The 12,887-nt window shown below is 68.2% G+C and carries 11 protein-coding genes and 1 pseudogene; 10 read left to right on the top strand and 2 right to left on the bottom strand.

Translation table 11 applies throughout. From position 1 onward, the window contains the following. Nucleotides 1-40: 40 nt before the first annotated feature. The 6 genes and pseudogenes from ACQ858_RS04060 to ACQ858_RS04035 all read left to right on the top strand — a co-directional run bounded on the left by ACQ858_RS04060 (nt 41) and on the right by ACQ858_RS04035 (nt 5,458). Nucleotides 41-862, top strand: coding sequence for an ABC transporter substrate-binding protein (locus ACQ858_RS04060; protein ID WP_431275526.1), 822 nt, complete (start codon nt 41-43; stop codon nt 860-862). Beyond that, nucleotides 855-1,634 carry an ABC transporter substrate-binding protein gene (locus tag ACQ858_RS04055; protein ID WP_431275525.1) on the top strand — a complete coding sequence of 260 codons (780 nt, stop codon included), beginning with the start codon at nt 855-857 and terminating at the stop codon, nt 1,632-1,634. The genes ACQ858_RS04060 and ACQ858_RS04055 overlap by 8 nt, the downstream gene beginning before the upstream one ends. Nucleotides 1,635-1,665: 31 nt before the next feature. Then, nucleotides 1,666-2,682, top strand: a complete 1,017-nt coding sequence (locus ACQ858_RS04050) for an ABC transporter permease (protein WP_431275524.1) — start codon at nt 1,666-1,668, stop codon at nt 2,680-2,682. Continuing rightward, nucleotides 2,679-3,596 (top strand): ABC transporter permease, encoded by a 918-nt coding sequence (locus ACQ858_RS04045; protein WP_431275523.1) that lies wholly within the window; start codon nt 2,679-2,681, stop codon nt 3,594-3,596. The genes ACQ858_RS04050 and ACQ858_RS04045 overlap by 4 nt, the downstream gene beginning before the upstream one ends. A 1-nt stretch (nt 3,597) precedes the next feature. Then, nucleotides 3,598-4,938: pseudogene (locus ACQ858_RS04040) on the top strand (oligopeptide/dipeptide ABC transporter ATP-binding protein); the annotation flags it as partial. Nucleotides 4,939-4,978: 40 nt separating this feature from the next. Further along, complete coding sequence (locus ACQ858_RS04035; protein WP_431276779.1) at nt 4,979-5,458, top strand: ATP-binding cassette domain-containing protein; 480 nt, start codon at nt 4,979-4,981, stop codon at nt 5,456-5,458. A 31-nt stretch (nt 5,459-5,489) separates the two neighbouring features. Here ACQ858_RS04035 and shkS read toward each other — a convergent pair whose 3' ends face one another. Continuing rightward, on the bottom strand, nt 5,490-6,926 hold the full coding sequence (shkS, locus tag ACQ858_RS04030) for a surface-behavior sensor histidine kinase ShkS (RefSeq protein ID WP_431275522.1): 1,437 nt from the start codon (nt 6,924-6,926) through the stop codon (nt 5,490-5,492). Between the two features lie 194 nt (nt 6,927-7,120). Continuing rightward, nucleotides 7,121-8,059 carry an AraC family transcriptional regulator gene (locus ACQ858_RS04025; RefSeq protein ID WP_431275521.1) on the bottom strand — a complete coding sequence of 313 codons (939 nt, stop codon included), beginning with the start codon at nt 8,057-8,059 and terminating at the stop codon, nt 7,121-7,123. A gap of 203 nt (nt 8,060-8,262) precedes the next feature. Here ACQ858_RS04025 and ACQ858_RS04020 point away from each other — a divergent pair, with 203 nt between their 5' ends. The 4 genes from ACQ858_RS04020 (at nt 8,263) to ACQ858_RS04005 (ending at nt 12,872) form a co-directional block, all read left to right on the top strand. After that, the gene (locus ACQ858_RS04020; RefSeq protein WP_431275520.1) at nt 8,263-9,120 is read left to right on the top strand and encodes a phytanoyl-CoA dioxygenase family protein; all 858 of its coding nucleotides are present in this window, start codon (nt 8,263-8,265) and stop codon (nt 9,118-9,120) included. 5 nt (nt 9,121-9,125) lie between these two features. Beyond that, nucleotides 9,126-10,658, top strand: a complete 1,533-nt coding sequence (locus tag ACQ858_RS04015; RefSeq protein ID WP_431275519.1) for a class I adenylate-forming enzyme family protein — start codon at nt 9,126-9,128, stop codon at nt 10,656-10,658. A 71-nt stretch (nt 10,659-10,729) separates the two neighbouring features. Continuing rightward, on the top strand, nt 10,730-11,749 hold the full coding sequence (locus ACQ858_RS04010) for a phytanoyl-CoA dioxygenase family protein (RefSeq protein ID WP_431275518.1): 1,020 nt from the start codon (nt 10,730-10,732) through the stop codon (nt 11,747-11,749). Next, entirely contained in the window at nt 11,658-12,872 is a 1,215-nt protein-coding gene (locus tag ACQ858_RS04005; protein ID WP_431275517.1) for a serine hydrolase domain-containing protein, read from the top strand. The genes ACQ858_RS04010 and ACQ858_RS04005 overlap by 92 nt, the downstream gene beginning before the upstream one ends. The last annotated feature ends 15 nt before the right edge of the window (nt 12,873-12,887 follow it).

Genomic DNA, 12,887 nt, shown 5'->3' with positions numbered 1-12,887 from the left:
GCTCCCCGCCCACCCCCTTCAACCAGAGAAGACACGCACCATGACAAACTCCAAGCCCCGGGCCACCCAGGACAGCGTCGCTCCGCAACAAGTCCTGCAGGATCCGGCCAGGCGCCATCTGCTGCTCGGCGCGCTCGCCGCCGGTGCCGGCTCGCTGCTGCCCTGGCAGCAGGCCGGCGCGCAGACCGTGGACAAGTCCACCCTGGCGATCGCCTATCCCGTGGACGTACCGACCTGGGACCCCAACGCGCTGTCCATCCCCACGATCCAGAACCTGTATCAGTCCGTCTTCGATTCGCCGCTTCGCTATTCGCCGCAGCTCAAGCTCGAACCGCGCCAGGTGAAGGAATGGAAATGGCTCGACAACAAGGCCACCCGCCTCGAGATCACCTTGCGCGACGACATCCTGTTCCACGACGGCACGCGCATGACGATGGAAGACGTGCGCTATAGCCTGGCCGAGCGCGCCAAGGCCGACAAGAAGCTGCTGGTGGGCGGCATGCTCAACACCTTGGGCGATATCGAGGTGATCTCGCCGACCAAGGGCGTCATGGTCTTCAACCGGCCGACGCCGGCCGCGCCGATCTACCTGGCCTTTCTGGCCGCCTACGTGGTGCCCAAGGCCTACATGGAAAAGGTCGGACCGGAGGGCTTCAATGCCAAGCCGATCGGCGCCGGTCCTTACCGCATGGTGGAGCACCAGCGAGGCTCGCGCATCGCGCTGGAGGCTTTCGACAAGTACTGGGGCGGCGCGCCGACGATCAAGCAGGTGATCTTCCAGATCGTGCCCGAAGGCTCCGCCCGCGTCGCGCTGATCGAGTCGGGCCGGGTCGGCCTCGGCCACGCAACTTCCGATGCGTGAAGTCCAACGCCTGGGGTCGAAGTCCGGCGTCGCGACCAAGGTCTACCCGGTCTCCGAGGTCTACATGATCCGGATTCCCAACTACGTGAAGCCGATGGACAACGACCACGTGCGTGCGGCCATGCATCTGGCCATCGACACGGCAGCGCTCTCCAAGGCCTTCTACGGCGGTGTCGCCAAGCCGCTGTCCGTCATGACACCCGAGGGCACGCCGTCCTACGTGCCCGACTTCCACTTCCCGTTCGACAAGAACAAGGCCATCGAGGAACTCAAGGCCGCGGGCTTCAGCACCTCGAACCCAGTCTCCTTCACGTTCTTGACCACCAACGGCGTGTTCCCGAACGACTACGACGTGGCGCGCGCGATCACCGGCATGTGGAAGCAGGTCGGCATCAACGCCACGATCGAGGAGACCACGCCCGCCAAGCTGGTCGAGGCGGCGCAGAACGGCAAGCTGGCGGGCCCGCTGCTCTACAGCTGGGTCAACAGCACCGGCGATCCGGAGAACTATGCCGGTCGCATCTTCGATCCGCGCCTGCGCTTCTCGACCTGGAAGGACATGTCGCTGGCGCCGCGCATCGATGCTCTGATGACCGAGATCGACGAGGCAAAACGCATGGCCGGCTACAAGGCGCTCAACGTCGAATCGTCGCAGCAGTCCTGGGCCATTCCGCTCTTGCAGGCGGTGTCGACCATCGCCTATTCGTCGGCCCTGAATCCCACGCTGTTCGACAACGGCTACATCCTGCCGGCCGACATGAAGTACCGCTGAATCCAGGCCAACCTCGCGCAAGGATCGAGACATGTTCCAGATCATTTCAGCGATCGTGCTGCGCCGGCTGCTTCTGGCGATCCCAACGCTGCTTCTGCTGTCGCTGGTGGTGTTCGTCGTGCTGCGCATGCTGCCGGTCGATCCGCTCGCGATGCTGCTGCCTGCCTCGGCGACCGCGGCCGATGCGGCGGCACTTCGCCAGCAGCTCGGTTTCGACAAGCCCTTGCCGCAGCAATTCCTGATCTGGCTCTGGCAGGCCTTGAGCGGCAACCTGGGCACTTCGATCAACTTCCGCCAACCGGTCGCCCAATTGATGTTTGTTTCGCTGCCGGCGACGCTGGAGCTGACGCTGGCCGGCCTGGTGCTCGCGCTTCTGATCAGCGTGCCGGGCGGGGTGCTTGCCTATGCGCTCTACCAGCGCCGGCGCGAAACCGCTGCCGATCTCGCGGTGGCGCTGATGCAATCGATCCCGTCCTTCCTCTGGAGCCTGCTGCTGATCCTGGCCTTCGGTGTGCTGTGGCCGGTCCTGCCCTTCAGCGGGCGGGTCGGCGAAGGCGTGGTGCTGCCCGACATCACGGGCTTCGCGCTCATCGACCTGCTGCTGGTGGGCCGCTTCGACGGCTGGCTCACCGCGCTGTCGCACCTGCTGCTGCCCGCCCTGGCGCTGGCCCTTGGCTTTGCGCCGCTGGTGATCCGGGTGCTGCGCTCGAGCCTGATCGACGCTGCCAACGAACCCTACGTGGAAGCCGCACGGCTGCGAGGCCTCTCCGAAGCGCGCATCGTGTGGCGCCACATGCTCAAGAACGCGGCCTTGCCGACGATCACCATGATCGGCGTGCAGTTCGGCTTCCTGTTCGGCGGCGCTCTGCTGGTCGAAATGATCTTCGGCTTTCCGGGCGTCGGGAACCTGATGGTGCAGGCGGTCAAGGGTAACGACTTGCCGCTGATCCAGGGCATCGCCCTGATCTTCTGCGTACTGATGCTGGCGATCACCGTGGTCGTCGATGTGCTGTATGCCGTGTTGAACCCACGACTGAGAACCCAATGACCACGACCGCCACGATGAGCTCACCGGCACCGATCGTCGCCCCCTCCTTCACCGTGAGCCGCAGCGCGCTGCGCCAGCTCGCCCGTCAGCCACGCGTCTGGGTGGGCGGATGCATCCTGCTGGCCGTGCTGCTGCTGGCGGTGTTCGCACCCTGGGTTGCCCCGCACGATCCGCTCGAACAGGACCTGCTGCACATGCTGACCCCTCCCATGTGGGCGCCGGGCGGCGACGCCCTGTTCCCGCTCGGCACCGACGGCCTGGGCCGCTGCGTGCTGTCGCGCGCGATCTACGGCGCGCGCGTGGCGCTGACCGTCGCCATCGTCGCGGCGCTCGGCTCCATGCTGCTGGGCAGCACCCTGGCCATGCTCGGCGGCTACTTCGGCGGCCTCGTGGACCGCGCGATCAGCTACGTGGTCGATCTCTGGATGTCCTTCCCGCCCGTGGTGCTGTCGCTGATTCTGCTGGTCGGCCTCGGAGCCGGTGTCGACAAGGTGATCCTCGCGGTGGTGCTGGTGGATTGGACGCGCTTTTGCCGCGTGGTCCGCGCCGACGTGCTGGTGACCCGGCGCCGCGACTACGTGCTGGCGGCACAGTTGCTGGGCTTCAGCCATCTGCGCACCATGCTGCGCGAAGTGCTGCCGGCGGTCGTTCCGCTGATGATCACGCTGTTCTCGATCGAAATGGGGATCGCGATCGTGGTCGAGGCCACGCTGTCCTTCATCGGCCTCGCAGTGCCGGCGCAGGTCACGACCTGGGGCCAGATGCTGGCCGATGGCCGCGCCGACCTGCAAAGTGCGGCCTGGGTGATGCTGGTGCCGGTCGCCTGCATCATCCTCACGGTCCTGGGCTGCAACCTCTTCGGCGACGGCGTCCGCGTCGCCCTGGACCCGCGGCTGCGCCTTCGGAGCGAATGACATGCTGGACATCTCCAGTCTCACATTGACGGCCCGCCTTGGCGGCGTGAAGGTCGACCTGCTGCGCGACATCTCGCTCAGGCTGGAGCGCGGCAAAGTGCTCGGGCTGGTCGGCGAATCGGGCGCCGGCAAGAGCATGGTCGGCCGCGTGATCGCGGGCCACATTCCCGCCGGCTTCGAGATCAGCAACGGGCGCATCGTGTTCGATGGCATCGACCTGTCGACCTTGGACGCCGCTGCGCGGCGCCGGCTATTGGGGCGGCGCATCGCGTTCGTGCCTCAAGAGCCGCTCACCGCACTGAACCCGGTGCTCACGATCGCGCAGACCTTCCATGAGCATCTCGCTCACCTGGGCGTGCCGGCCGGCGAGCGCCAGCGCCTGATGCTGGAACAGCTGGCGTCCGTCCACCTGCCCGAGCCGGCCGAGTTGGCCGACCGCTTTCCGCATCAACTCTCGGGCGGCCAGTGTCAGCGCGTGCTGATCGCAATGGCCTTCGTCGCCAACCCGGCACTGATCGTGGCCGACGAGCCGACCACCGCGCTCGACGTCGTCAGCCAGGCCGTCGTGCTGCAGTTGCTCGCGGAGCAAAGGCGCATTCACCAGACCGCGATGCTGCTGATCACGCACGACCTGCGCCTCGCGGCCCACGTGTGCGACGAGATTGCGGTGTTCTACGCCGGCGAGCAGGTCGAATGCGGCCCCGCGCGCGAGGTGCTGAGCCGCTCGCGCCATCCCTACACCTGGGCGCTGGATCACGCCACGCCCGACGTGCACGGGCCGCAGCGCCGGCTGCCGGTCCTGAGCGGCCAGATGCCGGGCGTCGCCGCGCTGGGCGCGATCGCAGGCTGCCGCTTCGCGGGGCGCTGTCCGCAACGGCAGGCCGCTTGCACCGAGCGGCCGCCGGCGCTGCTTGCACCGACCGCCGGCCATTGGGTACGTTGCATCGCGCCGCTGGAATTCACCCATGACCACGCGGTTGCGGCACCCGCCGCGGACAACGAAGCCTGGAAAGCACCGGCGGGCGATGCCGCCGCGCCCCCGCTGGTGGAACTGCAGGACGCGACGTTGCGCTACACGGCACGCCGCGGGCTGCTGGGCCGTCGCAAGGTACACAACGTGGCGGTCAACCGGCTCTCGCTCAAGATCCGGCCCGGCGAGTTCGTCGGCATCGTCGGGGAAAGCGGCAGCGGCAAAAGTTCGGTGGCAAGGCTGATCGTCGGGGCCGAGCAACTCACCAGCGGCCGGCTGCTGATCGAAGGCCAGGAGCGCTCCGACCGGCACACCTTGCGACTCACGCGCGAACACGTGCAGATGATCTTCCAGGACCCTCACTCGGCTCTGAATCCCCGTCGCTCGGTGTTCCGGCTCCTCACGCAGGCCTATGAATCCGATCAGATGGCAGCCAGTGCTCGGGCGCCATCCGCGCGAGGCGCGTGCGCGCGAGCTGCAGAGCGACGTCGGCTTGCCGCACGACGCGCTGGCGCGGTTTCCCAGTCAGCTCTCGGGCGGACAGAAACAGCGCGTGAACATCGGCCGTGCCTTGTGCGTGATGCCCAGGCTGGTGGTCGCCGACGAAATCGTGTCCGGGCTCGACGTCTCGGTCCAGGCCCAGGTGCTCAACCTGTTGATCGAACTGGGGCGGCGTCACGGCATTGCGCTGGTGCTGATCTCGCACGATCTCTCGGTCGTTCGCTACCTTTGCTCGCGCGTGGTGGTGATGCAAAGTGGCAACGTGCTCGAGGAGGGCGACCCCGAAGAGGTGTTCGCCAACCCCCAGCACCCCTACACACGCCGGCTCCTCGCCTCCGTACCGCCTGCGGATGCGTCCGCCGTTTGGCCGCCTGCGCTCGCGGCAGGGTAAGCCGGTTCCGCGGGAGCCCTGGCTTGCCGGATCAGCCGACTGCGCCCGAGATTCGCGTCTGGGCCTGACTCTCGTCGGCGTCGTGCAATGCGACGCGGAACACGCTGCCCTTGCCCAGGCGCGACCGCACGCTGACCGGGTGGCCCAGCGCATGCGACAGGCGGGCCACGATCGCAAGGCCGAGGCCGAAGCCGTCCGAGGTGCCGGCATGGTCGGCCACCTTGTAGAACTCCAGGAACACGTCGCGCAGATGTTCGCGGGCGATGCCGATGCCGGTGTCCCAGACCTCCACCCGCAAGCCGTCGCGCGTCTGCCTTGACGCGAGCAGCACGCCGCCCTCGGCGGTGTACTTGATCGCGTTGGCGAGCAGGTTGCCGATCATGCGGCGCACTCGGATCGGATCGGTGAGCACCGTGCCGGGCGTCACATGCATGCGGAAAGTCAGGCCCTTGGCTTCCGCGACCGGGCGGTATTGCAGCTCGAGATCGTGCAGCAGCTGCGCGACGTCGACCCGCTCGATATGCAACCGCACCTGGCCCGAATCGATCCGGGCAAGATCGAACAGCGAATCGAAGAGCGCGTTCACCGCATGCGTGGCGCGCACGATCTTGGGCGCGATCTCGGCCACCAGTTCGGGCTCGTTTCGCAACCAGTCCGCGTAGAGCGACAGCGCGAGCACCGGCTGGCGCATGTCGTGCGCAGCGCTCGCGAGGAAGCGGTTCTTCATCGCCACTGCCGACACGGCCGCCTGCCGCTGCTGCGTGAGCGAGTTGATCAGGATGTGGTTGTGGAACAGCAGCTCGAAGCTGTTGCGCGCCGTCTCGTGGATGCGCCGGCCGGCGCGCAGCAGCAGCCACCAGTGCAGGCCCGGCAGCATCAGGAAGCCATAGTGGAAATGCGGCTTCTCGAAGTTGAGTTCGATCATCCGCAGTGCAACGGCCGCGACCATCGTGAAGAACAGCGTATTCACGTAGCGCTTGAGCAGCGGCGGATGCAGCGCGAGGCCGTTGAGCGGGAAGGTCGCGACCCCGGCGACGATGAGCCAGCTCATGAACTGGTTCACCATCGGCGTGCGCTCGAAGAAGATCAGGATCGACAAGCCCCACGCGAAGGCACTGGTGCTCCAGAGAAAGCGATAGTGGTCGACGAAGTATTGCTGGGCGGCCGAATCGCGGTCGGCGTAGTGGCGCGCATAGATCTGCTCGCCCCAGATGCGGCAGCCGGTGGCCGCGATGCCGATCGCGAGCCAGACCATGAGCTGCCAGACGGGTACATGGCCCCAGCTCAGCCCAACCATCGCCGGCATCAGCGCCGCGGCCAGCAGGTACGAGCCGCGCGAGGCCCGCATCAGGCTGCGAATCAGCTCACCGCGAACCCACGGCTCGGCCTCGTCGGCGGACGCGGGCGCCGGCGTGAGGCTGGCAAAGGACGAATTGCCCAAGCCCGCGAACGACGAATTTCCAATCATGGCAATACTGCCCCCTGTCTATCAGGCACAAAAAAAGCCCCTCACGAGGGGCCCTTAACGCGGCTTTACACCGCCAACAACAGCGGACCGCCGTGCGTGCGATCTTAATTTGCCGCGCGAAAGATCCCGGCCGATTTCTTGCCGGCGACGTGGCATGCACACAACGTGCCTCGCCCGGGCCGGCGCGGCGCAGGTCACAGCCGAAGCTGCCCGGGGGGATGGCCGAAACGCGCGCGAAAAGCGCGATTGAAGGATGACACGTCGTCAAAGCCCCAGTCGGCCGCGATGTCCGACACGGGCCGGCGCGGCTGCTCGACCAGCAGGCGCCGGCATTCGTCGAGCCGGCACTGGCGCACATAGCCGCTGAAGGTGTGGCCGCCCTCGGCCAGGATCTTGAAGAGGTAGCTGCGCGAGACACCCAGCTCCGCGCAGGCGGATTCGGGTGTGAGCGTGCGGTCCTGCAGCCGGCGACGGACCAGCGCCAGGATGCGCTCGAGCGCCTCGCCCCTCACGCGGCGTGCGCGTTCCTCCGGCAGCTCGGCCTGCTGGGCCCGCGAGAGCAGATCGCTGCAGTGGCCCACCATCAGCGACTGCACCTGCAACAGATCGTCGGGCGGCAGCTCGTGCACCAGGCGCATGTAGCTCGCGAGGATGCGGCCTGTACCACCGTCGCCGGCCAGCACCGGCGAGGCAAGGCGTCCGCGACGGCCGAGCCGCGGACGCAGCAACGCGTCGTCGATCTCGATGCAGAACATGCTGAAGCTGCTCCTGAAATCGACACGCCATGGGGAATCGCAATCGACCACGTAGACATCGCCTGGGCGGGCGAGCAGCGTCTGCCCGTCCTGCGTCACCACCGCCTCTCCGTAGCGCATCAGGTTGACGAAGAACGGCGCACCGCCGCGACGCGCCATGCCACTGGCCGAAAGGCGCACCTCGTGCGCTTCGGCAGCGATGGTGGAGCTGCGCAGCGCAGGCAGCATCAGGCCATCGATGCGGCCCGCGAATGCCGGTGCGTGTGCGCGCTCCGGCTCCAGCGGCACGTAGGCATCGGAGATCGCGTCGCGCCAGTACGCGAATTGCTCGCGCGGCGCAACGGCCTCGGTGCTGCGATGGTAGTTCGGTTCGCTCATGGGAATAGCGGCCGATCCTACCCGGCACATGCAGTGTGTGCCGAGAGGGCGAACCCCTCCCCGCCAGTGGACGGAATGCATGTCCGCGGTGGACGCTGCGCACTGGTGGCGCGCGGTAGCGCGCCGGAAGATCGCCACATCGACGCCCATCGACCATGCCGCACAAGCGGCCGCCTTCTGCAACAACGACAACGACGAGAACCATGGAGACTGCATCTTCGACGGCACCGGCCAACGAGCTGGACCAGTGGCAGGCCGCGTTCGCACGAGACGGATACGTGGTAATGCCCGAGATCATCCCGCGCCAGGAAGTGTTGGCGCTCACCGAGGCGCTGCTGCGCGTGGAGGCCGAGCATGGCTTCGGCTATGCGCGCACCTCCTTCGAGGGACTGAAGACCGTTCGCATCAACAACCTGCTGGTGCACGACCCGCTCTTCTGGCGCGTGCCGCTGCAGCCGCAGGTGCTGGCGCTGGCCGAGCGGCTGCTCGACCCCGAGCTGCTGCTGTCGTCGCTGTGCTCGCTGACCCTCGGCCCGGGACAGGAGGCGCAGCCGCTGCACGAGGACACGCAGCAGCTCCCACTGGCCCGCCCGCGCGCACCGATCGCGGTCAACGCGATCTGGGCCCTGAGCGACTTCACGCCCGACAACGGCGCCACCCACATCGTGCCCGGAAGCCACCGCGAAACTGCACCGCCGCCCTACGGCGCCGACATACCCACCGTGCAGGCCACCATGAAGGCCGGCAGCGTGATGCTGTTCGACAGCGCGCTGTGGCACAAGGGCGGCGCCAACACGACCGGCGCGCGCCGCTATGCACTGTCCTGCTACTACTGTGCCGGCTGGATGCGCCAGCAGGAGAACCTGCAGCTCGGTATTCCCGCCGAGGTCGCGCGCCGCTTTCCGCGCCGCCTGCAGGAGCTGTGCGGCTACAGCATCTACAAGGGCCAGTACGGTCATATCGACAACCGCGACCCGATCACGCTGCTCGGCGCCGAAGGGCGGCGCACCGTGTGGGAAGCGAGCGACCTCAAGAAGAAGCGCCGGGAAGGCGATGCATGAGCGGCATGCGCTCCGAAACCCCGGCGCTGGGCGTCGTGCCTGCGTCGGTTGTCCATCTGCTGCGCGACGCGGCGGCGGAATGCCCGCATGCACCGGCAATCTTCTTCGAGGGAACGCGGCTCGACTACGCGCAATACGCGGGGCTGGTCGGCGCCGTGGCACGGCGCATCGGCGCGCGTGCCGGTGCGGGCGACCGGGTCGCGATCCTGATGCGCAATTCGCTCGACCTCGCGGTTGCCACCTTCGCGGTGCACGCGCTGCGCGCACAGGCAGTGCCCCTGAATCCAGGCTACAGCGAACGTGAGCTGGCACTGATGCTCGCCGATGCCACCCCATGCATGGTGCTCTTCGACGACAGCATCACGCTGGACCTGCCCGCCCTTTGCCCGCACCTCGATGCCGGCGCCTTCTGGTGCACCGGCGACGGCAACGGACTGGCCGCACTGCTGCCCGAAGCCTGCGCACTGCCCGACGCGCTGCCGGGCCACGAAGATCTCGCGACGCTGCAGTACACCGGCGGCACCACCGGCCGGCCCAAGGGCGTGAACATCCTGCACCGGCAGATCGCCTGGAACATCGTGCAGCGCGAAGCCTGGCTGCCCACGCGGCGCGGCGCCGAGGTGGTGCTCTGCACGATGCCGCTGTTCCATGTGTCGGCGGTGTCGATGTCGCTGCACCTGTGCCTGCATGCGCACGGCGAACTGGTCATCCACCGCCGCTTCAACGCGCAGGCGGTGCTGCAGGCCATCGCTCAGCATCGGGTGACGCTGATGTCGGCGGCGCCGACGATCTTCTACGACCTGCTCAAGCAGCCGCTGGACCGCGCGCGGCTGTCCAGCCTGCGTGCCTGCTTCTCCGGTGCAGCGCCGCTGCCGCGCGAGACGCTGGAGCGCTTCGAGCAGGCCACCGGCTGCGCCATCCACGAGGGCTATGGCATGAGCGAGGCCGGCCCGTGCCTGACCTTCAACCCGATGCACCGCGAGCGACGCGCCGGTTCGGTCGGCCTGCCGGTGCCCGGCTGCGAGCTTCAGATCGTGGACCTCGCCGAAGGAACCACGCCATTGCCGACGGGCCATGCCGGTCAGATCCGCGTGCGCGGCCCGCAGGTGATGGCCGGCTACCGGAACCTGCCCGAACAGACCGCACAGGCGCTGCAGGGCGGCTGGCTCTACACCGGCGACGTCGCGCTGATCGACGAGGACGGCTACGTCTACATCCAGGGCCGGCAGCACGACACGATCAATGTGGCCGGCTTCAAGGTCTATCCGATCGAGATCGAGCAGGTGCTGTTGTCCTGTCCCGAGGTCGGCGAGGCCGCCGCCTTCGCCGCGCCGGATGCGCGCATGGGCCAGGTGGTCCACGCATGGGTGACGGCCGCGCCCGGCCGCACGGTCGACGTCGAACGACTGCAATCCCTGTGCGCCGCGCAGCTCGCCGGCTACAAGGTGCCCCGCGCCATCGGCGTGCTGGAGCGGCTGCCGCGCACCAGCGTCGGCAAGCTCGCGCGCAATACCCTGGCGCCGGTCGCCGCTGCCTGAACGAAGCCCCGACGAAGCCGTGGACGCCGGTTGATCGCGTCCGTCTCCCACAACGAAAAGGAACGAAGGACATGACCCAGAAGATCGACATCGAAGCCCTCAAGCACCAGCTCGCCGAAGAGGGCTACGCGGTGATCGAGAACGTGCTGGAAGCAGACCAGCTGGCCCACGCACGCGAGCGCGTGGCGCAGCTCATGGCGCAAGAACTCGCCGAGCCGATGCCGCGGGACGATGAGCACCACGACGACGATGCCGAGATCGAGGCCTACTACCGCAAGCACTACACCGTGAGCGACGCCGAGGCACGCCGCATGGTCGCGCGAGTGCACCAGTACCGCCGCGACAACGCCGGCACCCGCTGGCCAGTGCCGATCCAGAAGGTGTCGAAGAACTTCCTGCACCTGCCCACGCTGTTCGACAACGACCAGTCGCAGCGCGTGTGGAACCTGCTGGACAAGGCGCCGGACCTGATCCCGCTGATCGAGCACCCGGTGGTGCTGCCGATGGTGCGCCACGTGCTCGGCGAGGACTGCAACCTGCACGACTTCCAGTCGACCAGCATCGGCCCGCGCACCGGCGGCGGCGCCCGGCACGTGGACGCGCCGCTGGGCCAGATCCCCGAGCCGCTGCCGGAGTTTCCGCTCACGCTGCAGAACGTGTGGATGCTGGACGACTTCACCGCCGACAACGGTGCGACGCGCGTCATGCCACGCAGCCACAAGCTGCGCAAGGCGCCGCCCTGGGGCAGCGATCCGCTCGAAGGCGAGGTCACGCTGACCGCGCCGGCGGGCTCGGTGGCGATCTGGCTGTCGAACACCGGCATCGCTCGGGTCCGAACGACACCGGCGGCCAGCGCCGCGCGATCCTGTGCAACTACAACGTCTCGTGGCTGCGCAACTTCGCGGACTTCACGAGCACGCTGCCGGCCGAAGTGGTGCCCACGCTGTCCAACGACGCGCGCTACCTGCTGGGCTTCGGCGCCCGCGCGCCCCTCACGCGATGAGCGCGGATACCCCGCTCGTCGAAGGCCACTGCGACGCCGCCTTCGCGCCGGTGCGCGCGCTGTTCGAACGCAGCGTGGCCGCGGGTGAGGAGCTGGGCGCGTCGCTGGCGGTTGAGATCGACGGCCGCACGGTGATCGACCTCTGGGGCGGCTGGGCCGATGCGCCTGGCGGCACGCCCTGGCGGCGCGACACGATGTGCGTCGTTTTCTCCAACACCAAGCCTGCCACGGCCCTGTGCGCCCACCGGCTGGCCGAAGCCGGCGAGCTGGAACTCGACCGGCCAGTCGCGCACTACTGGCCCGCATTCGCCGCCGAGGGCAAGGAAGCCATCACGCCGCGCATGCTGCTGGACCACAGCGCCGGCCTGCCCGCACTGCGCGAGCCACTGCCCGACGGCGCCGCCTTCGACTGGACGCAGATGGTGCAGCGCCTGGAGCGCGAGCGCCCCTTCTGGACGCCCGGCACGCGCGTGGGCTATCACGCGCTCACGTTCGGCTGGCTGGTCGGCGAGCTGATCCGTCGGCTCTCGGGCCAGTTGCCCGGCGCATTCTTCCGCGACCAGATCGCAGCGCCGCTTGGGCTGGACTTCTGGATCGGACTGCCCGAATCGGAAGAACCGCGCGTCGCGCGCATCACGCCGCCGCCACCGCTCACGGTGGCGCGCAACCCCTTCGAGCACGCGCTGCTTCACGAACCGCAGAGCCCCACCGCGCTGTACATGAAGAACACCGGCGGCTGGCGGCCCAGCGGCTTCAACAGCCGCATCGGCCACGCGGCCGGACTGGGTGCGGCCGGCGGCATCACCAACGCGCGGGCGCTGGCCCGCCTCTATGGCACGCTCGCACTCGGCGGCGAGCGCGACGGCGTGCGCGTCCTGCGCGCGGGCACCCTTGCGCGCGTGATCGAGATCACCTCGGCCACGCACGACGATGCCTGCCTGCGCGTGCCCACCCGTTTCGGCGCTGGCTTCATGCGCCAGATGGACAACCGCGCCACCGGCCAGGACAGCGCCTGCTTCGGTTCCGATGCCTTCGGCCATGTCGGTGCCGGCGGCTCGCTGGGCATCGCATCGCCCGCGCGCCGGCTCGGCTTCGGCTACGTCATGAACCGCATGGGGCCCGGCGTGCTGCTCAACCAGCGCGCACACCGGCTGCTCGATGCGGTCCATGCCTGCATGGGCGGCCGGGACGTCGCCTCGTCCGCTTACTGACTGATTCACGAACTT

This window comes from Variovorax ureilyticus, assembly GCF_050632185.1.
GTDB lineage: Bacteria > Pseudomonadota > Gammaproteobacteria > Burkholderiales > Burkholderiaceae_C > Variovorax > Variovorax ureilyticus_A.
Note: the sequence above shows the minus strand (reverse complement) of the source record. Positions and strands in the feature narration are given on the sequence as shown.

Excerpts from the sequence above, each read along its gene's own strand:
- ACQ858_RS04060 (WP_431275526.1), top strand. The coding sequence starts at position 41 with ATGACAAACTCCAAGCCCCGGGCCACCCAGGACAGCGTCGCTCCGCAA.
- ACQ858_RS04055 (WP_431275525.1), top strand. The coding sequence starts at position 855 with ATGCGTGAAGTCCAACGCCTGGGGTCGAAGTCCGGCGTCGCGACCAAG.
- ACQ858_RS04050 (WP_431275524.1), top strand. The coding sequence starts at position 1,666 with ATGTTCCAGATCATTTCAGCGATCGTGCTGCGCCGGCTGCTTCTGGCG.
- ACQ858_RS04045 (WP_431275523.1), top strand. The coding sequence starts at position 2,679 with ATGACCACGACCGCCACGATGAGCTCACCGGCACCGATCGTCGCCCCC.
- ACQ858_RS04035 (WP_431276779.1), top strand. The coding sequence starts at position 4,979 with ATGAATCCGATCAGATGGCAGCCAGTGCTCGGGCGCCATCCGCGCGAG.
- shkS (WP_431275522.1), bottom strand. The coding sequence starts at position 6,926 with ATGATTGGAAATTCGTCGTTCGCGGGCTTGGGCAATTCGTCCTTTGCC.
- ACQ858_RS04025 (WP_431275521.1), bottom strand. The coding sequence starts at position 8,059 with ATGAGCGAACCGAACTACCATCGCAGCACCGAGGCCGTTGCGCCGCGC.
- ACQ858_RS04020 (WP_431275520.1), top strand. The coding sequence starts at position 8,263 with ATGGAGACTGCATCTTCGACGGCACCGGCCAACGAGCTGGACCAGTGG.
- ACQ858_RS04015 (WP_431275519.1), top strand. The coding sequence starts at position 9,126 with ATGCGCTCCGAAACCCCGGCGCTGGGCGTCGTGCCTGCGTCGGTTGTC.
- ACQ858_RS04010 (WP_431275518.1), top strand. The coding sequence starts at position 10,730 with ATGACCCAGAAGATCGACATCGAAGCCCTCAAGCACCAGCTCGCCGAA.
- ACQ858_RS04005 (WP_431275517.1), top strand. The coding sequence starts at position 11,658 with ATGAGCGCGGATACCCCGCTCGTCGAAGGCCACTGCGACGCCGCCTTC.